Below are 24,683 nucleotides of genomic sequence, written 5' to 3' on the forward strand. Positions count from 1 at the left end.
CATCACCCCTTCAGCGCGGTCAGTTGATCCACGTTCAGTGTGTTGAGCGTGCAATAAATTTTACGAGCCAATACCGCCATAATGATCACCGCAAAAATGGCGTCGGTGGCGATACCAATTTCCACCAGCTCAGGGGCTTTATACGCCAGTAACGCGAGAGTCAGATGGGAGCCGTTTTCCATTAAGCAGTAACCAAAGGCTTGCTTGAGAATATTTCGCTGAGTCACGATGCACAGCAACCCCAACATAAAGTGCCCAAGCGAAACCGCTAAAGCGGGTTTTAACTCCGCTGCCAGCGGCAATTTAATCGGCTCGACCACAAACCAGCACAGCACCACAATTACCGCTGCCGCTAACATCAACCAAGCTGGGCTAATCACCCCACCGTTCGCGGTTGGATCGGACAATTTTCGGAAGGCGTAGCCCATAATCAACGGAACCAAAACCACTTTGGTGGCAAATGCTGTACCTGCCCACATCGCCAATTCAGGGGCCTTGAGGGTGTAGGAAAGCGTGCCAAAAATCGCCACTAACACCAGCGACTGCAACGCATAGAACCAACAAGAGACCACCGGCTTTTTCGCGCCGATCACCAGCAGCGACGTGATCATCATCAGCCCTGCTAAATTATTTACAATCATTGAACCAGTCATACTTTCTCTCCCTTAACCGAGCCAGATGACGGCAATAACACTAGAACAGAAGGACATCACGATCAGTAAGCCGATAACCCACTGCATTGCCCATGGAACTGCGCTGCCGTTTGCCACTTCTTCGCTAGGTTCACCCGGAACCACTTTACCGAACCAGTACAGTAACCATGCAAAGCTCGCAACAGACTCAATCAGCACCAACACCATAATTGGCGTTAATACCCAGAACTGTTCAGACAGTGCAAAACCTGCTGCAAAGATAGGGAATTTACTGAAGAAACCATTGAATGGAGGAACACCCGCGATGGCCAATGCCGCCACACAGAAGCCGACGCCCAGTAATGGATAGCGTTTTGCCAAACCGCGTAAGCGCGGCAGCATACGTGTACCGCAGCTATAACTCAGCGCACCCGCCACTAAGAAGAACAGGCTTTTCGCAAATGCGTGGTTGAAGATATACGCGATGCCGCCATCAAAGGCTTCTTTGGAACCGAAAACGGATAAGGATAAAGCGAGGAAGATATACGCCAACTGCGTGATGGTTGACCATGCAAGCAGACGTTTCATATCTTTCTGCGGTAGGTACATCATAAAGCCATACACCAGCGTGATGACCGCCATCACCACACCCACCCAACCAATGATTTCTGGCACATGGGTAGAAGACATCAAGCCACGGGCAAAGATATACACACCCACTTTAACCATTGAGGCGGCGTGTAAGTAAGCACTAACTGGGGTTGGGGCTTCCATCGCATCGGGTAGCCAGGCTTGCAGTGGTAGCTGCGCTGATTTACCCCATGCCGCAAACAGAATACCGCCGAACACGATCAGACTTTGAGATTCACTCAAACGGTCAATGGCGCTCAGAGCAAAGGTTCCGGTGCTGATAAACAGGGTTGCCGCCGCCATGTATAAACCGAGTGAGCCAACATGGGTAATCAGCAAGGCTTTCATCGCTGAACGCTGGGATTTTTCAGTTTGGTAGTAACCAATTAGCGCCCAAGAACATCCACCCGTAATCTCGAAGAACACTAACTGCCCTAAGATAGTGGAAGAGAGCACAACCCCGGCCATCGCACCGATAAAGATCAGCAAGAAAGCGTAATAGCGACGAGTAGGTCCATGAGCGTGCTCACGGTTTCCTTCAGTGAGATACCCTGTTGAGTAGAGGCATATCAAGAAGCCGAGGAACACCACCGCAAACGCAATCAGCGTGCTCACGCCATCCACGGTAAAACCGAATAGCGCCACATCACCCGTCTGGATTAACTCCAGTGTAGTGGCAACCTTGCCACCCTCTAAATAGAGCCAGCCCAGTGCCGCTGTTCCCAAAGAAGCCAGCAATGCCACTAAGGTACTTAGCCATGGCGCTAAACGGGTCGGTAGCACACTGACCAGCAACGCCCCGATGAACGGGATTATCAAGGTTGCTAGTGCAATATTTTCTAACATGCTTCGTCGCTCCTTATAGACCGGTGAGGTAGAAGACGAATCCGAGTGCCGCAACACCGAATCCTAACCAAGTCACATGGTGCGTTAATAAGAAACGACCACGAGCCAGACTGTTTTCGACCAGCGACGCCAGCACGAAAATCACCAGTAATTTCACTAGCAGTAATCCCATCGCTAACAGCACACTGCCAACGGTAAAGACACTGGCATTACCAAATGGGAAGAAAATCGACAGGAATAGAACAGCAACAATCACCTGTTTCAGCCCAATGCCCCATTTCACCAACGCCAGACCAGAACCCGAGTATTCGGTTAGTGGGCCTTCTTGCAGCTCTTGCTCCGCTTCCGCCACGTCGAATGGGATTTTGCCCATCTCAATAAATGTCGCGAAGCCGCAGGCTAGCAGTGCTAATAAAGTGGCAGTTGGTGATACCCAGCCTTCACTCATCGTCGCGCTGATGGTGCCAATATTGGTGGAGCCAGCAATCAGTGCCACGACCAGCAAACCGAGGAATAACGTCGGTTCCACCAGTACACCAAGCGTCAGTTCACGGCTCGCACCGATACCCGCAAATGGGCTGCCAGTATCAAGACCGGAAAGTGAGAAGAAAAAGCGGAATAACGCGAAGATATACAGCACGATAATGATGTCTGCCGCACCACTAAACAGCGACGTGTTAGTGACCACTGGCAACGCCATCGCGAGCAGTAACATACTGCCCAGCAGTACATACGGCATGATGCGAAAGATAATGCCAGAATCACGCGGCGCGACGGATTGACGCGTCAGCAGCTTGGTAATATCGCGATAATCCTGCCAAATACCCGGGCCTTGGCGAGAGTGCATTTTGGCGCGAATTTGACGGGAGATCCCAGTGAACAGCGGCGTCAGCAGCAGTAAGACGACGGCTTGAACGACGGCGAAGATCCCTGTCATCAATGTGGGTGTTTCTTGAATCGACATGGTTTCTCTCCTTACGCCGCAATCACAACAAGCAGTACAATCAAGGCCGCGACCACATACAGGCAGTAGAGCCTGAAGTCCCCGCCTTGCAGGCATTGCATGCGTTTTGCTATTCGGTTAATCATGCGAACCAATGGGTAGATAATTTTCTCATCCCAGAACGGTTCCACTTTCCCTGCTCCCACTTTTGTCACTTCTAAGGTTTGCGCTAAACGCGCTGAAGGGTCGAGCTGAGTACGCAGGCGATACAGTGGCGCAAACATAGAACGCAGCGGCTGAGTAAAGCCACCCGCTGACACAGACATCTCTTTTTCCCACGCATAACCACACGCCCATGCGTCCCCTTTACGGCGCGCTTCGAGCTGCTTGCCTTTAAATACCATGTAGATAATTAACGGAATGATTGGCAATGCTAGCAGCAGGATCAAGGTCATGGCTGGAGAGATCATCGCTTGAGATGCGCTGTTTGGTACCAGCATCGCCCCTTGTGCCACAGTGATATCGGTGGCGTGTGTCAGAGACATCGCCACGTTGGCTAAGACCGGAGCGATATAGGTCGCGCCTACCCCTAAAATGACGCAGATAGCCGCTAAAATCAGCATTGCTGCGGTCATTGTCCATGGCACTTCACGAGCATGAGTGGCTTGTTCGCTGCGAGCACCGCCGCAGAAGCTAACGCCGTAGACTTTCACAAAACACATCGCCGCCAACGCCCCCGTGATGGCTAACATCACAATAGCGATTGGACCGCTGATACGCATAATAAAAGTGCCTTCATGGCTCATTGAGAACAGGGATTGATAGGTGTACCACTCACTGACAAAGCCGTTGAGTGGTGGCAGCGCTGAAATCGCCATACAGCCGATTAAAAACGCGGTGGCGGTGAGTGGCATTAATTTTGCCAAGCCGCCCATTTTTTCCATATCGCGGGTATGCACACGGTAGATAACCGCGCCAGCTCCAAGGAACAATAAGCCTTTGAACACCGCATGATTAAGTAAGTGGTAAATCGCACCGAGCAGGCCAATGGTTGCCAGCACAGGCATATTGTTTGCCATGCCGACCATCGCCACACCGACCCCCATCAGGATAATCCCGATATTTTCGACAGTGTGCCATGCCAGTAAGCGTTTAATGTCGTGCTCAGCCAACGCGTACATAACCCCAAGAACTGAGGAAACCGCACCGAATGCCAGCACCACAATGCCCCACCAACCTTGAGTGGCACCGAGTAAATCGATACCCACTTTGATGATCCCAAAGATACCAATTTTCACCATCACGCCGGACATTAATGCCGATGCATGAGACGGTGCTGCGGGGTGAGCTTGCGGTAACCAGCTGTGAAGTGGGAGCATCCCTGCCTTGGCTCCAAAGCCAAAAAATCCCAATAAAAAGACCACCGATGCCATCGCTGGTGAGAGTGATAGCTGGCGGAAGGAGTCGAAATCCAAACTGCCACTTTCACGCCACATTAAGAAGAAGGCAATCATGATTAAAATCGAGCCGGCGTGAGCAATAAAGAAGTACAGCAGACCTGCACGGATGGATTTTTCATCTTGGTCGGCAATCACTAAGAACCAAGATGCCAGCGACATCATTTCAAACAGGATGATGAAGTAGAAGGCGTTATCCATCACCACCAAGGCGACCATGGAGGCGATAAACAGGTTTAGGAAGAAGCCCATGCTCCACGCGCCGCGACCACAATATTCCTGAACATAGTTTAAGGAATATAAAGCGCTGACGGTCACCAGCAGCGAAATCACCATCACCATAAAGGCTGCAAGGCTATCGAACCTAACGACAAAGTTGGCAAACGGGAATGGGCCTTGCGACAGGTAAGTAAGCACTTCCCCGCTCATTAACACAGGAATAGAGCTACATAAGCCCAGTACGCCACCTATCATGGCAGCAATTCCCGCGACATAAATGGCGAGCTTTTCTTGGCGTTTAAAGAGCAACGAAACAAAGCCACCCACCGCGTAGAAAATCACCGACCATAAAAGTAACTGAAGAGGTGTCATTATGGGTTCTCCCGATCAGCAACAAAAATGTCGAACTCTGGCGGCATGGCATCGACAGATGCACTGCGGCGTTTGGCACTTTCGTTTTCGAGTTGACGTTCTTCCACCAGATGGAGGGCATCGGTTGGGCAGACTTTAATGCAAGCTGGCCCTTCGTCACTGAAATCACACAGGTCACACTTCACGGCGACATTGCGAATTCCCGCGTTCCACGCAAGGAAAGGGTTCATGGTTGGAAGGCTATCAGGCACATCTAACAGCATCTCTTTTGGGACATATTGTTCAAAGAAATCAGGCATATCGACAGGTTTACTGCCTGATGGTGTGATTGCCCCAAACGGGCAAACCAAACCACACAGTTTGCAACCAATGCACAGGCTTTCATTCAGCACAATCATGTCATTTTCGTGTGTGATGGCATTGACCGGACACACACGCGCACACGGGGCATCGTCACATTGACGACAGAGCATCGGTGCGGTTAGCTCGCCAACTTTGACCACCTTTAGTCGCGGATGTGTTTGTAATCCTTGGGCTTTATGCGTTTCTGAGCACGCCGCCATGCAAGTGTTACATCCGATACACAGTTGTGGGTCTGCAATTACAAAGCGATTCATTCGCTTTCCCCTCCAATAAAATCAGTCGGATCTTAAGTTTGTTGCAGACACCTAAGCATTTTTTGTGCCAGAAATAATATTGTTGTTTATCAGTTGGTTGGGGTTTTGTGAGGTGGAGGTTCGACAGTAATGACGAAAGGGGGGAAATAAAAGAAAAAATAAAATTTAAAGTGATGACTAAAGCTTAAAAGTTCAAAAAAGGGGTCTTTGAAAAATATTCAAGACTCCCTTTTATGTAACAATTACGGCTTAAATACGGGGGCTTGTTCTTCCGAAGAAATCTCTATGTAACGCGAGATCTGTAACGGAAGGCATATCGGATTTATTTTTTGGAAGTAAAAGAGATTTTCCATGATATTCAGCATATTCACTGTCCAAAAGAGAATCAGCTAATTGCACTGTATAATCATCATTAATCCAAAGTAAACCTTTATCAAATAACGTATGAATATCTGCTTTTAATAATAGTCCATGACTCGCATGACAATGCCAATGGCCTTGATAAGGACGTATGTGTGCGGCCTCAAGTAACTCGATAATTTTGCTACCAGTGACAGCACATTTACTCGAATATGCCGTTAATAATTTTACTCTAAACGCTTGCTGACCTTCACGAATTACAACATGCTGTAATGCTCGCGAGCGGCAATCGCCTTGATCATTTATACTCACATCTGACGTATCAAGCTCATCTCTCATTTTTTCGAGTAATGAACTTATATTACTTTTAAATTCCACCAATACTGGCTTTTTATCTTCCAAATCCCAGATGCCATGTACTTCAGGTTGGTAAAGTTGAAATGTTTTCTCTATTTGAAATAAAGCATCGTTTGGGTGTCCACTGTTACTACGCGTCAATTTCCGACTTTCACAATGTCTAGCTCGATATTGATGATTGACGGTTAGCTGCTGCAATAATTGCCCAACTTCAGCATGTTTCATTGGTTGATTACTATCATCTAGCCAATTTCGGATTTCAATTTCCGTTGGTGCTCCTAACAAGCTGACAACGTATATCATTTGGTTTCGATGCCCATTTGAATATTCCGAAGGAATATAGTTATCGAAATGACCATTTTTCAGATCGTGATGTCTCATCCAATTCTTCCAGTGGCGTGAAAGGCTGTTTGTGTTCATTATACTTTGTGCAGGCTTATTTATTGCCGCAATCAACTCTCGCCTAGCTGGCGCTCTACCTAATTGATTATATAACTCAAAACAACTGTCCCACACCGCCCTTATCCGAGGACCTTTGGGATAGCCATCTTTACTTAAAATCATATATTTCCCCCATTAATAATCTGAATATTATATATTCTTGCTTTGTGTAGAATTAATGAATAACAGTAAAATGGAAAATTAAAATGAACAATAATGAGTTAATAAAAAAACTTCTACCGACGCTAGATAATACTCAATTACTTTCAATACATGCAGACATTTTGCTTGAATTATGCTCAAGAAACATTTTACGTACCAAAAATAACCCAGTAGGTGACTATGCTGAATGGTTAGTTTCTCAAGCATTCGGAATGAAACTACTAAATAATTCCTATCCTGGTGTTGATGCAATAGATGTTGATGGCCAAAAAGTTCAAATTAAAGCTCGAAGAATCACGCCAGATAGCCCTTCTAAACAATTAAGTGCTTTGCGAAATTATGATGCAATTGAATTTGATTACCTCATTGCGGTCATATTTGATACGCACTATAACGTCATAGAAGCATATAAAATTCCTCATATCGTCATTGGGGATTATGCTAAATTTAGCAAGCATACGAATGCCCATCTCATCACGTTAAAGGGGGATATTCTTTTAGATGAGAGAGTTCTTGATATTAAAGAGAAAATAATATTAATCACCAAGAGCTTACATAGCCAATAGCCTTTATCAAACTGAAACTTTTCCACTTTTGGCTATTAATTAAAACAAAATAAAACTGCATTAAAAAATTCAGTTTCTTTTAAAAATTGAATGATATAACCAACTTTCATCGCCAAATTAATCATTGTATACATGCTTCAAATAACCTGACCCAATCTCATCGCTAATTGTCCTAATAGTTGCGGTGATTTTGCCCAAAAACATCATAATCGCCTTATTGAGCCATGAGCTTATCAACCCACTTAATAAGGCGGTTTTTATGAAAATTACCCAAATTCGCAATGCCACACAAATCATCGACTATGCAGGCAAAAGATTTCTTATCGACCCCATGTTAGGGGAAAAAGGAAGCTACCCCGGATTTGAAGGCACAGCCAACGCGCACATTCGTATTCCTATGGCTGACCTACCTTGCGACATTAATAGCCTATTGGATGTCGATGCGATTATTGTCACGCACACCCATTTAGATCATTGGGATGAGGCCGCGGTAAAAGCTATTCCTAAAGATAAACTCATCTTTGTTCAGAATGAGCACGATAAACAGCTATTATCTTCCCAAGGATTCACTAATCTCTGCATTTTGTCTGAATCCACTGAGTTTGAGGGCATTCATTTAATTAAAACCCAATGCCAACATGGCTCTGACCTTGCTTATGAAAATCCTATTTTAAGTGAACGATTGGGAGATGCTTCCGGCGTGATATTTAAACACCCTTCGGAACAAGTGCTGTATTTAATGGGGGATTCCATTTGGTTTTCCGCTATTGAACATAACTTGGCTGCTCATGCGCCTGATGTTGTGATCATGAATACTGGTTGGGCGCATATCTTGGGATACGGCTCGATTATTTTTGGACAAGAAGATATGCTGAAAGTACGGCAGATAAGACCAAATGCAAAGATTATTGGTACCCATATGGAAGCCATTAATCACTGCTTAGTCACTCGGCAACAGTTGCTCGATTATGCCGCTGTAAACGGTTTGGCTGGAGTGGTTTTTGCCCCGAAAGACGGTGAAACTGTCTCTATTTAGAATCGCGATTACCGCTGTTTTCATGTCATTTACTGCTTTTTACCACTTACTGCCATAAAGGAACGATCAATGAAAACAACCACCGTTGCAATTGTGGTCACTGAAGGGTTCAGCACCTTCCATTTATCGGTTCCTTTGATTTTCTTTGGCAATATGATGACGGATAACCCGCTGTTTTCACGAAAAATATGTGCTGAAACAACGGGGTTAGTCTGGTCTAAAGAGGGAACAGCCGTCAATGCAGAATACAGCTTCGAAGCCCTAAAAACCGCAGATATTGTGGTGATCCCATTTTGGGAGAAGATCCATGAGCGCCCTAGTGAGCCCTTACTTACTGCAATTAATGAGGCAAAACAAAATGGCTCCTTATTGGTAGGTTTATGCCTTGGAGCCTTTGTGCTCGCCTATGCTGGTGTACTCGATGATCATAAAGCCGCCACCCATTGGAGATTTGAACAGCAATTTCAGCAGCTATTTCCGAAGGTCAAATTAGATGTCAATGTGCTGTATACCGAAGATGAGGGCGTAATAACGTCCGCAGGAACTGCCGCTGCATTAGACTGCTGTTTGCATATTGTCCGACAACGTTTTGGTGCCAAGATAGCGAATGAAATGGCGCGCAGAATGGTGACACCGCCTCATCGAGATGGCGGTCAAACACAATATATTGAACAGATTATTCCCCGAAATACCAGTGACCATCGCATTAATCAACTTCTCGATTATCTGCTAAATCACCTACAACTCCCCCACTCTATTGATGAGCTCGCCAGTAAAATGTCCATGAGCCGCCGCACCCTTACTCGTCATTTTCAAAAAGCGACAGGAATTAGCATCGGTGAATGGTTAACCATTGCACGCTTGAATCGCAGCCAAGAACTTCTAGAAAGTTCAGCATTCTCTATTGAACGCGTAGCTGAATTAGCGGGTTTTCAATCTTCCGTGACATTTAGGCAATTATTTAAGGATAAGTTTGGAGTTAGCCCTATGCAATGGCGAAAAGTATTTGGGAGCGATGAAAATATTTCATAAATCATAAAAGAATTTAATTTTCATATAAAAACCATAATCAAGAAACTATTTTTCAATAACATTATTAATATTTAACCCCATCAAAAAACCCAACTCAAAAAAGAAAAAATATATTTTTATTATTGTTAAAAAATAAAACTGGTAATACCAGCGTGGATAAAAACAAATTACTTAATTAAAAAATCACGCAGGTAAAATAAATCTTAATTAAGAATTATCTTAATTGAAATCAATGAGAAAGAATTATTCTCACTATTAACATTAGGATTAAAAAACCGTTTTAATTTTACTTTCAAAATTAAAAACCATTTATTTGTTCAATTTAGATAAAAGGATCATGAGTTCTAATCCTTGAATAAAATACTTGGAAAATAATAACTAGCTTGATTATAGTTCTCGAAATTATAGTTCTAATACAAAAGCGGTATTCCTTATACCTATTATAGTTATTGGAATTATAAATTAGACACACAGATCCAAGCGATAACATTGTCATTAACTTTTCCACTTAATTAGTCAAATTTAGATAACTTTATTAAAGGCTAAAAAAAAATTCACTAATAAAATCAATGCTCATTAATTTAATAATAAGAGCTTAAAAATAATTTAAATAATCCCGTAACTGCATCAGTAGCCTAACAGCTCGCTGGGCATCATTACACTGCTAATAACTTGATTTAATTTATAAAAATTAAACGTCAAGGATGGTTTCACATGAAAAATAAAAAACGTTATTACCCCGCCAATTATCTTCTTTTACTTATAATGGCCTCAACAGGTCATGCTGCCACCATTGCAAATGGCGAAGTCAAAGAGTTAGATGATAAAAATGAAATTTTAGATCTTGATAATTTATATATAAGAAATGGGAAAGTTCTTATTAAATCTGGGACATTAGAAACTAATAACACTGTGATCACTGATTTTTTCGGGGAATCAGGAAGTGTGACTGTTTCAGGTAGCGATTCTATCTGGAATAACAAAAATGCCTTGAATCTTGGTGTTATCAGCCTTCATACCCGATACACAAAAACCCCCTCGAAGTCAGGTATTGATATTCTTAATGGCGCTCAAGTTTATACCGATAAATTTTCTATGGGCAATTATCGGGGCACCAATCTAGACGAGGAAGCGCAATATACCTTAAATGTCGATGGCAAAGGTTCCATCTTAAAGGTTAATCAAGATTTAACCGCCTCGTCATTTAACAGTAATCGATTCCCGATCGGCATTGTCACAATCAATATTGATAATGACGGTGTTATTGAAGCTGAAAATGTCGTCATGCATGATATGGGCATAAACTATGACGAAGCATCCCTCAAAACGGTTTTAAATATCAAAAATAATGGATTGTTAAACGTTAAAGAAGACGTTTACTTTGCTAAAAACTTTGGGAATGCCGATCCAGATACCCCCAGTGAACTGAATATTTTGTCTGGCGGTAAAATTAAAGCTAAAAACTTCCATGCTGGCTTACATAAAGTGTGGAGTGATAATTCCCCTGTCTCCTTATTAATCTCAGGCAAAGATTCATCAATTGATGTGTCTGAAAATTTTACCACTGGAGGAAATTTACGAAGCTTATTAACTGTCAAAGATGGCGCTGAAATAAACGCTAAAAATATCATATTAGGAACGGGAGATTCCGCAACGGTTGACCCTTACGATATCAACACGCCACATCCAACCGTAATCGTGACTGGCGAGCAATCAAAAATCACCGCTCAAAATCACCTTATTCTAGGGGATAATGTTAACCATGAAATCACCATTGCAGACGGTGGCTTGGTCTCTGCCGAAGAGATAACTCTCGGTAAAACAAAGCTTCTCCCAAGTATTCTAGGAAGAAGTACCCTTAACCTGCTGGCTGGCGGGAACGTCACCACCCACAAAATCAACTTAAACAAAGACAGTAATTACTTTAATGCCGTTATTTATCATGGTGATGGTGGTCTAGCGGGTGAATTAAATACCGAGAGTATCGAAGGCTTTACTGGCAAAAATAGCTACCAGTTTAATGACGATAAACTTCCTATGCAGGCGGGATTAGTGTTCAATTATCAAAATGATAATGATTTCTCACCGAACCTGATTAATACCATCAATGTGGTAAAAAACAATACCAACACTATTACGTTTGCAGGGAATAACAGCGAGCATAGCGGCGTTGTAGTTATCAATGGTGGCGCGTTAAAAGCGGGTAATCAAAACGCATTTGGGAGCCGTGTTGATGTTAAAAACTTCAGCCAGTTTGACCTCAATGGATTTGGCCAAACAATTTCATCACTGGATAACCGTGGAATCGTTAAGCTTTCAAGGGACGACCAAACACAAACACATTTAAATGTTCTTAATGATTATAAGTCTGATAATGGCTCTCTCTATTTCAATACTGAACTGGGTGGAGATGATTCAAAAACAGATAAATTAATCATTAATGGCGATAGTACCGGCAATACCACAGTTTATGTGAATAATATCCATGGGAAAGGCGCACAAACGGAAACGGGTATTGAGCTGATTACCGTTGCAGATCGTTCCCTTGGGGAGTTTAAGCAAAGCGGACGTATTGTTGCGGGCGCTTATGACTACACGCTGCTGCGTGGTGGCTATGTTCCAGGTACCAACTATAAAAACTGGTATTTGACCAGTTTGTACGTGGAGCCACCAGTTGATCCTGTTGACCCGGTGAAACCTGTCGACCCTGTTGACCCCGTAAAACCTGTCGACCCCGTTGACCCGGTAAAACCTGTCGACCCTGTTGACCCGGTGAAACCTGTCGACCCCGTTGACCCCGTAAAACCTGTCGACCCTGTTGACCCCGTAAAACCTGTCGACCCTGTTGACCCGGTAAAACCTGTCGACCCCGTTGACCCGGTGAAACCTGTCGACCCTGTTGACCCGGTAAAACCTGTCGACCCTGTTGACCCCGTAAAACCTGTCGACCCCGTTGACCCGGTGAAACCTGTCGACCCTGTTGACCCGGTGAAACCTGTCGACCCTGTTGACCCCGTAAAACCTGTCGACCCTGTTGACCCAGTGAAACCTGTCGACCCTGTTGACCCCGTGAAACCTGTCGACCCTGTTGACCCCGTGAAACCTGTCGACCCTGTTGACCCCGTGAAACCTGTCGACCCTGTTGACCCCGTGAAACCTGTCGACCCTGTTGACCCGGTGAAACCTGTCGATCCTGTTAAACCGCCACCTCGGCCAGAAGTAGGGACTTACATCAGTAATATGCAAGCGGCCAATACTCTGTTTGATCTGCGGCTGCATGACCGTTTGGGCGAGACTCAGTACACCGATGCCTTAACGGGCGAAACCAAAGTAACCTCGATGTGGCTACGTAATGTGGGTGGCTTTAATCGTTCCCAAGTGGCGCAAGGGTCACTCAATACACGGGATAACCGTTACGTTGTCCAATTGGGTGGCGATGTTGCCGATTGGTCGACCGATGGGCTTAATCGTTACCATGTGGGTGTGATGGCAGGATACGCTCACCAGAACAGCAAAACCAAAAATCACCGCAATGGCTATGATTCCAAAGGTAATACAAGTGGTTACAGCGTAGGGCTTTACGGTACTTGGTATGCGAATGAAGCTGATAAGTCTGGGTTGTATGTCGATACTTGGGCGCAGTATAACTGGTTTGATCATGAAGTTAATGGTCATCAGCTTGCCACCGAAAAATATAAATCCCGAGGCATGACGGCTTCTGTAGAATCCGGTTATACCTTCAGAATGGGGGAGTACACCACCAATGAAATGGTCAACACTTTCTATCTACAACCTAAAGCGCAAGTGACGTGGCAAGGCGTGAAAGCGAATGATCATACCGAAGTCAATGGCACCCTCGTCAGTAGCAGCGGAGAGAACAATATTCGTACGCGTCTGGGGCTACGGGCTTACCTACATGGCCACAATGCGATTGATGAAGGTAAAGGTCGCAACTTTGAGCCTTTTGTCGAAACCAACTGGATTTATAACAGCAAACAGTATGGCGTGAAGATGAATGGCGAGCAGTTTAATGTTGCCGGCACCCGTAATATTGGGGAAGTGAAAATCGGTATTGAAGGCCAGATTAATTCAAACTTGAACTTGTGGGGGAACGTTTCCCAGCAGCTCGGCGATTCCGGTTACAGTGATACTCAAGCGGTGCTTGGTATTAAGTATATGTATTAGTTTAGTCTCGTATTTTTAATCTCGTATTTGGGATCAATAAAAAAGCGGCTTGTATCTATATGGTGCAAGTCGCTTTGTTTTATGAGCGCTGCGCTGCGTTCCATTCCCAATCGGGTATTTGAACTCATTTAATTCTGCCAAGTCGACAAGAGGGTCAACAATATTTAATCTTACTTCCGCCTTTTTCATTTGGCTGATATTCAGAAGAGTTGCTTAACAGTAATGACGAAGGAAAGGCGTAAAAAATTAAATAACTAACTTATCCTTGTTTTTAAGAATATAAGTAGAAAATAAAACGGTATTTCACGATCACTTTTTGATTATCATTAGTTAAATAACATGTTGTTTTTTATGTGTAGATATGACCATATCATTAATATGGATTTATTTTTTTTAACCTTTATAATTCTGCCCCATCATTTTATGTTGTAGTTCATTACATTGAGTTCTTATGATGCTCAGGTCTGTCTTGAATGATTGAAAAATGAAAACCCACTCTGGATAGGCTGTTTTTTTAGCGGCCTAGCCTTGGTATTTCTAATCAATTTACAAGGAGACGCTGATGCAAGTCAGTCGACGGTCTTTTTTTAAAATTTGTGCGGGTGGTATGGCTGGAACCTCTGCTGCACTACTCGGTTTTGCCCCTAATGTATCCCTTGCAAGCACTCGCCAATATAAACTACTGCGCTCGATAGAAACCCGAAACAACTGCACTTACTGCTCCGTGGGTTGTGGCATCTTGATGTACAGCCTAGGTGATGGTGCAAAAAATGTCGATAAATCCATTTACCATATCGAAGGTGACCCCGACCATCCGGTTAGCCGAGGCTCTTTATGCCCTAAAGGTGCAGGCCTTATCGACTATATTCATAGTGAAAACCGATTAAAATACCCCGAATATCGCAAAGCAGGATCCGATAAATGGGAACGAATTTCATGGGATGAAGCGATAGATAAAATTGCGCGATTAATGAAAAAAGATCGTGATGATAACTTCGTGACTCACAATGAAAAAGGCCAAGAAGTTAACCGCTGGCTAACAACCGGTATGTTGTGTTCATCCGCGGCGAGTAATGAAACCGGTATTCTCGATAATAAATTTTCGCGTTCACTCGGCATGTTAGCCATCGACTGCCAAGCCAGACTTTGTCATGCACCGACCGTTTCGGCACTGGCCCCTACTTTTGGTCGTGGGGCCATGACCAATAACTGGGTTGATATTAAAAATGCCAATGTGGTTTTGATCATGGGTGGTAACCCTGCGGAAGCACATCCGGTTGGTTTTAAATGGGTTATCGAAGCCAAAATTAAAAATAATGCCAAAGTCATTGTGGTTGACCCACGTTTTAACCGTAGTGCCTCAGTCGCAGATTTGTACTCCCCCATCCGTGCAGGCTCTGATACCGCATTCTTATTAGGGGTTACTCGCTATCTCATTGAAAATGATAAAATCCAACATGAATATGTGAAAGCCTATACCAATGCACCTTTAATCGTTCGTGAAGATTATCACTTTAACGATGGTCTCTTTAGTGGCTTTGATAAAGATAACCAACAATATGATCGCAGTTCTTGGCACTATGAAACGGATCAAAATGGTCATGCGCTAAAAGATGAATCTCTTCAGCATCCACGCTGTGTCTGGAATTTATTGAAACAGCACGTTGGTCGCTATACGCCAGAAATGGTGACAACGTTATGTGGCACGCCAATTGAAGATTTTATTTATATTTGTGAGCAACTTGCATCAACCTCAGTAAAAAATCGAACCGCCACGATTTTGTATGCACTCGGATGGACGCACCATACTGGCGGCGCTCAAACTATCCGCACCGCAGGTATGATCCAACTGTTACTGGGTAATGTGGGTATGCCAGGTGGCGGTGTCAATGCGTTGCGAGGACACTCAAATATTCAAGGTTACAGTGATTTAGGATTGTTATCTTTAAATCTTCCGGGCTATATGCCTTTACCGAATGAAAAACAAACCTCGCTACAAACCTATTTGTCACAAATTACCCCAAGTGCAATTGTGCCCGACCAAGTCAATTACTGGAAAAGAACACCCGACTTTTTTATTAGCTTAATGAAGAGTTTTTGGGGGGATAATGCGACGGCCAGTAATGAGTGGGGCTACCATTGGCTACCGAAATGGGATAAAAGCTACGATATTATGGCTCAAACCCAAATGATGATTGATGGGAAAATGAATGGCTATATTGTTCAAGGTTTTAACCCATTAGCGGCTTTCCCGGATAAAAATAAAAGCAGCGCAGCACTCGCCAAGCTCAAATATTTAGTCATCATCGACCCACTGGTTACTGAATCTTCTAACTTCTGGCAAAACCATGGAGAAATGAATGATGTCACGACCGCAGATATCCAAACTGAAGTATTCCGCCTCCCTTCATCTTGCTTTGCTGAAGAAAACGGTTCGATAGCGAACTCAGGTCGTTGGTTACAATGGCACTGGGCGGGCGCTCGTCCACCTGCTCAAGCTTGGCACGACGGTAAAATTCTCGGGCATTTGTTAATGCGCTTACGCCAACTTTATCGTGAAGAAGGTGGCGTTTGTCCTGAGCCTTTGATGAATCTCTCTTGGAACTATATTGACCCTTATGATCCTCAACCCGAAGAGGTCGCCAGAGAAGCGAATGGCCAAGCAATGCAAGATATCTTTGATGATGCTGGCAAATTATTATTGAAGAAAGGCCAACAGATTGATGGTTTTCATCAACTGAAATCTGACGGCTCTACTGCCAGCTTTTGCTGGGTTTATTCCGGTTGCTGGACAGAGAAAGGCAACCAAATGGCCAATCGGGATAACGCTGACCCATCAGGGTTAGGTTGTACGCCGGGTTGGGCGTTTGCTTGGCCCCAAAATCGCCGAGTGCTCTACAATCGCGCATCCGTTGATCCAAGTGGTAAACCGTGGGATGAAAACCGGCAGCTGATTCAATGGGATGGAACGAAGTGGGGAGGATTTGATGTTCCCGATTTTAGTAACGCACCACCAAACAGTGGTGTCGGTCCATTTATTATGCAACCTGAAGGTGTTGGCCGCCTATTTGCCGTGGATAAAATGGCGGATGGCCCATTCCCCGAATTTTATGAACCCTTTGAGTCACCCGTAGAACATAATTTATTGCACTCCGCGGTTTCTCGTAACCCAGTGGCTCGGCTGTATAGCTATGATGCCGACCATTTAGGTAACGCCCAAGATTTCCCGTATGTGGCAACAACCTACTCCATCACCGAGCTATTTCGTCACTGGACAAAACATTCTTTGATCAATGCCATCGCGCAGCCAGACCAGTTTATTGAGATTGGTGAACAGCTAGCCTTACAAAAGGGTATTCAACAAGGTGACGAAGTTCGAGTCAGTGCCAAACGCGGTTTTATTAAAGCCAAAGCGGTCGTCACCAAGCGCATTCGACCACTCACGATTAATGGGAAAGTCGTCGATACCATTGGTATTCCTTGTCACTGGGGCTTTGAGGGTGCAACACAGAAAGGTTTCCTCGCTAACACATTGACGCCATCGGTTGGTGATGCGAATGCATTCACCCCTGAATATAAAGCGTTTTTAGTCAATGTTGAAAAAGCCTAAGGAGAAATTATGTCAATGCAATCTCAAAATATTATCCGTCGATCTGCGACCAACTCCTTAACACCTGCACCTCAAGTTCGTAATTATCAGGAAGAAGTCGCAAAACTCATTGATGTTACGATCTGTATTGGTTGTAAAGCTTGCCAAGTTGCGTGTTCGGAGTGGAACGATATTCGGGACAAAGTCGGTACGAATATCGGTGTTTATGATAATCCTACTGATTTAACAGCAAAATCATGGACTGTTATGCGTTTTTCTGAAGTCGAAGAAAACGGTAAATTAGAATGGTTAATCCGTAAAGATGGCTGCATGCACTGCGCCGATCCCGGTTGTTTGAAGGCCTGCCCAGCAGAAGGGGCAATTGTGCAATATGCAAATGGGATTGTTGATTTCCAATCTGAACATTGCATTGGCTGTGGCTATTGTATTGCAGGTTGCCCATTTGATGTACCTCGTATCAATCAGGATGATAACCGCGCCTATAAGTGCACATTATGCGTTGATCGTGTCGATGTTGGTCAAGAACCCGCATGTGTCAAAACCTGCCCAACGGGCGCTATCCATTTTGGTAGCAAGCAGGATATGAAAAACCTCGCACAAGAACGTGTTTCAGAATTGAATACCCGTGGCTATCAACATGCAGGGCTTTATGACCCACAGGGGGTTGGTGGAACTCATGTCATGTATGTTCTTCATCATGCAGATAAGCCAAGTTTGTATCATGGATTACCTGAAAACCCTGAAATCAGTGAAACGGTTAAATTCTGGAAAGGAATTTGGAAACCGCTTGCCGCTGTGGGTTTTGCAGCGACGTTTGCGGGGGCGATTTTCCATTACTTTGGTATTGGACCAAACCACACAACCAAAGAAGACGAAGAAGAAGCGCGTAAAGAGATGGAAGCCTCTTCTAAAACGGAGCAATCCGAGCACAAAGAGGAGCAACCATGATGAAAAAGAACAGTGATGAAATCTTACGCCATAGCCCGTCAGAACGTATTAATCACTGGCTAGTGGCCATTGCCTTTGTGTTTACGGCATTCAGTGGGTTGGGATTCTTTTTCCCATCATTAAACTGGTTTATGAACATTTTAGGTACCCCACAATTATCGCGCCTGTTACACCCCTTTGTTGGATGCCTTATGGCGTTTATGTTTATCTTCATGTTTTTCAGATATTTGAAATATAACTTTGTGGATAAACAAGATCTTATTTGGGCAAAGAATATTCATAAAGTACTGCGTAATGAAGAAGCTGGAGATATCGGTCATTATAATCTTGGCCAAAAAGGTATTTATTGGGCGCTGAGTCTCTGTCTCATTATCTTAACCGTCAGTGGCATTATTATCTGGCGACCTTATTTTGCCGATTATTTTTCTATTGACGTGATCCGAGTTGCGCTACTGGCTCATTCAATATCAGCGATAGTTTTGATCATTACCGTTGTCGTTCATGCTTATGCGGCTTTTTGGGTCAAAGGCTCAATTCGTAGCATGGTGGAAGGTTGGGTAACGCGGGGATGGGCAAGAAAACATCACCCACGCTGGTATCGTGAAGTGTTAGAACAAGAGAAATCAAAAGAAGATAATAACCCGTCACACTAGGTTAATCTGAAGTCATATCATGGTAGTCATTCATTGCTCTACCATGATATTTCCCTACTTTAGCGTGTAATCAGAGACCTGATTAGCTCTTGCAAGATTGCCCCGGCCTTTTCACGATTTCGCCAAAGTCATTCAATGCACTTGGTTTGGTGATTTTACTCTGCGCATTATTTAGCACAGGTAATTCAGGATCCATTTGCCACGCATTCCAGCCACCATCATATATCTGGCTATTTTCCCATCCGGCCATTTGAGTCATAAACCATGAAACACTGGCTCTCCACCCAGTACCACAATAAAAAGCAACGTGATCTGATGGCTCAATTCCTTGCGTTTTCCAAAGGGCAAATATCTCTTCTGGGTTACGTAACGTGCCGTCAGGATCATAATAGTCAGACATATCATTCGCGTTTTTACCGCCGAACCCCCAGATAGCCCCAGCAGGCTCGCCCTTACGTGGAATATAATCATACCCCGTAATTTTCCCCGTATATTCATCCCAAGTACGATTACTAATTAGCTTTAATCCCGCTTGTTGTGCTTGTATCGCTTCCGCTGGCATAGCGATATTGACCTGCGGGTTTGCCGGAATGGATGTACCGAAATCCGTAATTGGTACAGGTATATTCATCACAGTTTCTGTTGGCAATTCCGCATCAACCCAGACATTTAAACCACCATTAAGAAACCGAACATCTTCCACTCCCGCCCATTTTAATGCCCACAACACCCGTAATGCTGCCATCTGGTTTTCAGAATAAACCACCACTGGCGTATCCTTATGGATACCATTTTTCAATAAGTTATGTTCAATCACATTCGGTTCAGATAGATTCCATACCGGCCCATTTTCAATCCAGTCAGTATTAAAATGATAGGCACCTTTAATATGAGTAGAATACGATTTGGACTGCTGCGCATCTCCCCAGGAGACTTCAAAAATGACAGATTTTTGGTCACTGGTATAGCTTTCTGGTTTTTCGCCATTCAGCGCCGCATTGACCCAGCTTGGCGAAACACTCATCCAATAATTGGGATATTTATCCATCGGATAATCTGCATTGGCATATTTAATGAACTCTTTAAATGCGAGCACCTTATAACCTTTAGCTGCAAATTCCGCAGTAACGCGTTCTAAATCATCCAAATTGCTATCATAGAAAACCAGTGTTTTTTCTTTGGTAATGCCTTTTTCTTCCACGAAGTGAGTAAACTTATTTTCATCAATAAAGTCCAGCCAGCCCGTCGTAAATTGCATAGCACCTTGTATATGACCACCGCGTGCAGCATCTTTATCTTTAAAACCAAAAAATAGGCTATCCGGTCGGGTATCGATAATAAGATAATCTGGATTATTTAGATTCTTCGATAATTCATCAATACTGATATCTTTGACTACGGTCTGATCACAGCCCGACAACCAAACCGATAATAATAAAATGGCGAATTTTGCCTTCATTTTTTTTCCTATATTCTGCACTGTGTCGGTCTGATGAAATAACTTGTGAGCCAGACGCCTGCCATCACCATAAATGTTGAGATCCATCCCTGCCAAGAAAAATAGGCGGTTGCCACCAGTGAGTTAGTGACGGTGCATCCCCCCGCCAGTGTTGCCCCTATCCCCATCACGACCCCACCCATTAGGCGTTTCACTACTGTTTTTCCATCAGGAGGTAATGTTAGTGCAAACTCACCTCGGAGTTTGGCGCTGATCATGGAGCCAGCCAAAATACCAATCACAAATAAGGTTCCCCAATTAAGGTAACGCTGCTGACCGGTGACGAGATATTGAACCACATTCGCAGAAGGCACAGAGATACCAAAACCAAAGTTACGTCCATTTTCCGCACTCAAATACCAAGCAATAATCCCGAGAATTCCAATAAGTACCGCCGTTAAGTTAAGGGGCAATTGCTTATATTTCCCTAATGGTGGTGGCGAATAACGAGGATGACGATGCTGATAAATCAGTAAGCCAATCGTGACGATAATTAATACCGCAACCAGATACCAAGGAGAGATGCTCAATGTTTTATCGATGGTATCAATCTGTGCTGGGTGGGCTAATAATGGGTCAATCCAATGTTTTAAGCTCCCTTTCCAAGCGGATGCCATCGTGACAATAAACGCAAATAATGCGAGCCATGTGCTTGTTAACCCTTCACCAGAACGGAACCAAGCCCCGCTACCACAGCAGCCTGCTAATACCATCCCGACACCAAATAAAAAGCCACCGATAATTGTGGCAGTCACAGGCAACGTGCCTTCTGGAATAGTTATCAATCCCATTGATTGTAGAGCAAAAAATCCAATCGCCTGAATAGAGATAGCTATCAGTAGCGCCGTAAGAAAACGCGTGTTTTTCTGATAAACAATATTCCTGAAGCCGGAAACAAAACAAAATTGTCCTGATTGGAGTAGCGCACCAAAAAGCAGACCAACAAATAAGCCGCTAATCATGAGCGGGCTCCTGTAGTAACGTAATAAACTGCATAGATATTTCTCAATAGTTATTCTAAAGAAGTCAGAAGAATCAATAACGAGCTTGGGAGGGTCGTTTTAGCGCGATATTTTAATACTTCACAGATTTTCCTATGATAGCGCTTAATGAATATGGTTGAAGCTTATTAACTTGTTTTGCATCAATTTTAGAGAAAAAAAAGTACAAATCGGTGATATTTCAATCCGTTTTCTTTCAATCAAGAGACTAAGTACTACAACCTTCACTTATAAAATATTACTCACCTTAATTTTCACCTACCGTCTCTTTCGGGGTGTAGTTTCAACTGAGTTGCTCAAAATAACGAATCAATCATTCTTCCTATTTAAATCACTAAGTTAATTTAAACTAAATAATATAATTTTTGAAATATAAACATTTACCATCTTGACTTTATATAAAAAACAACCAAAACTAATAATTAGCAAATTAAATTATAGAAATTAATAATCAATTGTAATTATCTCATTGTGTTTTTATTACAACAGTTATCAATCTAGTTTTAAACTCATTCAATTTAATTAAATGAAACCATTTTCATCATAAAGATAATTTGAAATAAACATTAAAATCAATGAGTAAAAATAAATTATGCATTTATTAAAAAGGAGGGATTATAAATAAAATTAATTTTATCTGCATAAGTTTCAGGATAGTCATCACACTATATTTAATATAAGAAATTTCATTTAGTTATTTTTAACTGTGTTTTTAAATACTTAGTTATTAATAGGAAGAATTACATGTTAAATAATGATACTTATATATCTAAAAATGAAAATGCCGCCTCCTATTTATTAGAACAAGCAATGGGATTCACATTCCAAGCATCACTACGAGTTGCAGCCCTCTTGGGTATTGCTGATAAACTAAAAAATGGTGCGAAAACAATTGATGAGCTAGCAAAAGAAACAAATGTGAATCCTAAGCAACTCTTCAGAGTTATGCGAATGTTGGCCGCTAAAGATATCTTTGCACAAACTAGTGATGGTAAATTTGAGTTAACCCCTGCCGCTGAATTCCTTCGTACCGATCAATTCCATTCATTACATGATGCCGTGCTAATGCTAACAGATAAAACATTTTGGGCTCCATTAGGAGATCTAATTCATAGCTTACGCAGTGATACCCCTTTTAACGATATGTTTGGGGAATCTTTTTATGAATATTGGGCTGACAACAAAAATTATAAAGACAATTACAGTTTTCATACAGGCATGTCTTCTATGTCCACAGTTGAAAACTATTTTTTAACACAAAAGTATGATTTTCCAGATAATTCAACCGTTGTCGATATTGCAGGTGGAATGGGCGGGCTATTGTTAACCGTTCTACAAAGTAACAAGACTTTACATGGCATATTATTCGATCAACCTGAGATCTTAAAAAAACATAGACTTGATGATTTAGGGGATCCTGAAAGATGGAAAACCCAAGCGGGTAGCTTTTTCGAATCATGCCCAACAGCAGATTTTTATTTATTGAAATACATCACTATGGATTGGCCTACCGCTCAGGCACAACAAATATTACAAACCTGCCGTAATGCAATGTATGACAATTCTAAGCTACTTATTTTAGAGCCTATTATCCCAACAGGTAACCACTGGCATGGTGGTAATTTAATTGACCTATTACTCTTAGCCAGTTTTGATGGCGGGCAGACCCGCAGTAAAGAGGAATTAGAAATATTACTTGATAGTGCCGATTTAAAGCTTAATCGCATTATTGATACTGGCTGTTATGTTTCTATTGCCGAGGCGATCCCTAAACCAAAACCAGATAATCTGTAAAATAATGCAATAATATGATTGCTTATTTATTTTTTAATTGACAAGTATAAGCCCAGCAAAGGCTATATATGACTTAATTGGCAAGGAAAACCATGATGGAAAATAGTAATATTTGCATGTAAAAATACCTACAGTACTATCGGATATTTAACATTAACTGGATTTTATTTAGTTGAGAAAATAGAAAACTGAAACATAAATTAGACGCTTTTAGCGTCTGATTTATGTTAGAAGGCTGGACTCGCTTTTCATAGATAACACATTGTTTTTATTTGTTATTAATTTAATTATAATTTTTTGTATACTTAAATGTATACTCATTAGATTAAAAGTTTAAATATCGTTACTTAAAAATAAGCATAAATACAAATTTAATCTTAAAATTAAAAATCCACCTTATTCATCAGTTTTCATTCTTCAGATATGTTCAAACCGTAATATTAGCATAGATTTTTCAATGTGACTTATAGTCTATAGACTCATAGTCATCAAAGGCTTGATTATGTTCCTTTCAAAGAGGGGCATATATGAGTAATGAACAAATCCTCAATGCTTTTGGGAAAAATGTATACAATTTAAGACGTAAATTGAACCTCAGCCAAGAGCAACTTGCAGAATTAGCTCAGCTAGATCGTACATACATTAGCTCAGTCGAACGAGGAAAGAGAAATGTTAGCTTACTGAATATATATAAACTGGCAGTAGCTTTAGACGTTTTGCCGGAAACCCTTCTTTCAAATTTTGAAGAGGTTAACGATGCACAACTCGATAGATAATGCTTTTGATTTCTATAAAAGACATATTTATGATGAAGAAAAAATCAACCTTTTAAGAGAGTATGGATTTAAAGTTCCAGGTCATGTTCCTTCTGTACTGTGGGAATTATTTGGAGCAATTCTTACTGGCCGACGAGGAAATGGAGTAACAGGAGCAGATCTTGAGGGCTGGGAAGTTAAATCATCAACTCAATCAAGTTCTTATGAATATCAATACCACTTAAATACAGGGGAAGGAAAACTTAGAGAAGATTGCTGTGTTAACCACCTATTTTGCTCCTACTCAATTGACTATCAAAACGTAATAGTCAAAGCAATCCCTGGTTCTCAATTAAAAGATAGATTTTTTCTTGTTTGGCTTCCCCAATACAGAGTTAACTACAATAGAAACGTAGAGAGTTCAGTGAGACGCCAACGCTTTAGAAAAGCTATCCCATATGGTTATGTTCAAAGTAACGGACAAACTATTTTAGAAATAAGATCTGGTGATATATACAGTAGAAATGATAATATACTAGCAAGCTTCAATTCTTTAATTGGTTAATATA

18 protein-coding genes are annotated in these 24,683 nt (G+C 42.5%); 10 read left to right on the forward strand and 8 right to left on the reverse strand.

The features are described 5' to 3' along the window. Nucleotides 1-2: 2 nt before the first annotated feature. From hyfE to LDO73_RS16060, 6 genes are all read right to left on the reverse strand, one after another. Nucleotides 3-653, reverse strand: coding sequence for a hydrogenase 4 membrane subunit (gene hyfE / locus LDO73_RS16035; protein WP_224059347.1), 651 nt, complete (start codon nt 651-653; stop codon nt 3-5). A 12-nt stretch (nt 654-665) separates the two neighbouring features. Beyond that, nucleotides 666-2,108 carry a hydrogenase 4 subunit D gene (locus tag LDO73_RS16040; RefSeq protein ID WP_224059349.1) on the reverse strand — a complete coding sequence of 481 codons (1,443 nt, stop codon included), beginning with the start codon at nt 2,106-2,108 and terminating at the stop codon, nt 666-668. Nucleotides 2,109-2,121: 13 nt separating this feature from the next. After that, nucleotides 2,122-3,072 carry a respiratory chain complex I subunit 1 family protein gene (locus LDO73_RS16045; RefSeq protein ID WP_282560679.1) on the reverse strand — a complete coding sequence of 317 codons (951 nt, stop codon included), beginning with the start codon at nt 3,070-3,072 and terminating at the stop codon, nt 2,122-2,124. 11 nt (nt 3,073-3,083) lie between these two features. Further along, the gene (hyfB, locus tag LDO73_RS16050) at nt 3,084-5,099 is read right to left on the reverse strand and encodes a hydrogenase 4 subunit B (RefSeq protein ID WP_224059351.1); all 2,016 of its coding nucleotides are present in this window, start codon (nt 5,097-5,099) and stop codon (nt 3,084-3,086) included. Further along, nucleotides 5,099-5,716 (reverse strand): 4Fe-4S dicluster domain-containing protein, encoded by a 618-nt coding sequence (locus tag LDO73_RS16055; protein ID WP_224059353.1) that lies wholly within the window; start codon nt 5,714-5,716, stop codon nt 5,099-5,101. Before LDO73_RS16055 ends, hyfB begins: the two co-directional genes overlap by 1 nt. 249 nt (nt 5,717-5,965) lie before the next feature. After that, a complete protein-coding gene (locus LDO73_RS16060) occupies nt 5,966-6,997 on the reverse strand; it encodes an HNH endonuclease (RefSeq protein WP_224059355.1) in 1,032 nt (343 codons plus the stop codon). Nucleotides 6,998-7,080: 83 nt separating this feature from the next. On the opposite strand from LDO73_RS16060, the gene LDO73_RS16065 reads away from it, so the two are divergent. The 7 genes from LDO73_RS16065 (at nt 7,081) to fdoI (ending at nt 19,066) form a co-directional block, all read left to right on the forward strand. Next, nucleotides 7,081-7,602 (forward strand): DUF6998 domain-containing protein, encoded by a 522-nt coding sequence (locus tag LDO73_RS16065; protein ID WP_224059357.1) that lies wholly within the window; start codon nt 7,081-7,083, stop codon nt 7,600-7,602. A gap of 259 nt (nt 7,603-7,861) precedes the next feature. Then, nucleotides 7,862-8,638, forward strand: a complete 777-nt coding sequence (locus LDO73_RS16070; protein WP_224059359.1) for an MBL fold metallo-hydrolase — start codon at nt 7,862-7,864, stop codon at nt 8,636-8,638. A gap of 69 nt (nt 8,639-8,707) precedes the next feature. Beyond that, on the forward strand, nt 8,708-9,670 hold the full coding sequence (locus tag LDO73_RS16075; RefSeq protein WP_224059361.1) for a GlxA family transcriptional regulator: 963 nt from the start codon (nt 8,708-8,710) through the stop codon (nt 9,668-9,670). Nucleotides 9,671-10,384: 714 nt separating this feature from the next. Next, nucleotides 10,385-13,855, forward strand: coding sequence for an autotransporter outer membrane beta-barrel domain-containing protein (locus LDO73_RS16080; protein WP_224059364.1), 3,471 nt, complete (start codon nt 10,385-10,387; stop codon nt 13,853-13,855). A 562-nt stretch (nt 13,856-14,417) separates the two neighbouring features. Beyond that, nucleotides 14,418-17,465, forward strand: a complete 3,048-nt coding sequence (gene fdnG / locus LDO73_RS16085; protein WP_224059366.1) for a formate dehydrogenase-N subunit alpha — start codon at nt 14,418-14,420, stop codon at nt 17,463-17,465. 9 nt (nt 17,466-17,474) lie between these two features. Beyond that, entirely contained in the window at nt 17,475-18,413 is a 939-nt protein-coding gene (gene fdxH / locus LDO73_RS16090) for a formate dehydrogenase subunit beta (RefSeq protein ID WP_224059368.1), read from the forward strand. Next, nucleotides 18,410-19,066 carry a formate dehydrogenase cytochrome b556 subunit gene (gene fdoI, locus LDO73_RS16095; protein WP_224059370.1) on the forward strand — a complete coding sequence of 219 codons (657 nt, stop codon included), beginning with the start codon at nt 18,410-18,412 and terminating at the stop codon, nt 19,064-19,066. Before fdxH ends, fdoI begins: the two co-directional genes overlap by 4 nt. A gap of 82 nt (nt 19,067-19,148) precedes the next feature. Here fdoI and LDO73_RS16100 read toward each other — a convergent pair whose 3' ends face one another. Together LDO73_RS16100 and LDO73_RS16105 are read right to left on the reverse strand one after the other, a co-directional pair. Beyond that, a complete protein-coding gene (locus LDO73_RS16100) occupies nt 19,149-20,525 on the reverse strand; it encodes a rhodanese-like domain-containing protein (protein ID WP_224059372.1) in 1,377 nt (458 codons plus the stop codon). 8 nt (nt 20,526-20,533) lie between these two features. After that, nucleotides 20,534-21,526 (reverse strand): YeeE/YedE family protein, encoded by a 993-nt coding sequence (locus LDO73_RS16105; protein ID WP_224059374.1) that lies wholly within the window; start codon nt 21,524-21,526, stop codon nt 20,534-20,536. 783 nt (nt 21,527-22,309) lie between these two features. Between LDO73_RS16105 and LDO73_RS16110 the strand changes: the two genes are divergently transcribed. The 3 genes from LDO73_RS16110 (at nt 22,310) to LDO73_RS16120 (ending at nt 24,679) form a co-directional block, all read left to right on the forward strand. Next, entirely contained in the window at nt 22,310-23,359 is a 1,050-nt protein-coding gene (locus LDO73_RS16110) for a methyltransferase (protein WP_224059376.1), read from the forward strand. A gap of 527 nt (nt 23,360-23,886) precedes the next feature. Then, nucleotides 23,887-24,135, forward strand: coding sequence for a helix-turn-helix domain-containing protein (locus LDO73_RS16115; RefSeq protein ID WP_224059378.1), 249 nt, complete (start codon nt 23,887-23,889; stop codon nt 24,133-24,135). Then, nucleotides 24,116-24,679, forward strand: coding sequence for a hypothetical protein (locus tag LDO73_RS16120; protein WP_224059380.1), 564 nt, complete (start codon nt 24,116-24,118; stop codon nt 24,677-24,679). Before LDO73_RS16115 ends, LDO73_RS16120 begins: the two co-directional genes overlap by 20 nt. The last annotated feature ends 4 nt before the right edge of the window (nt 24,680-24,683 follow it).

This window comes from Providencia alcalifaciens (genome assembly GCF_915403165.1).
GTDB classification, from domain to species: Bacteria; Pseudomonadota; Gammaproteobacteria; order Enterobacterales; family Enterobacteriaceae; genus Providencia; species Providencia alcalifaciens_C.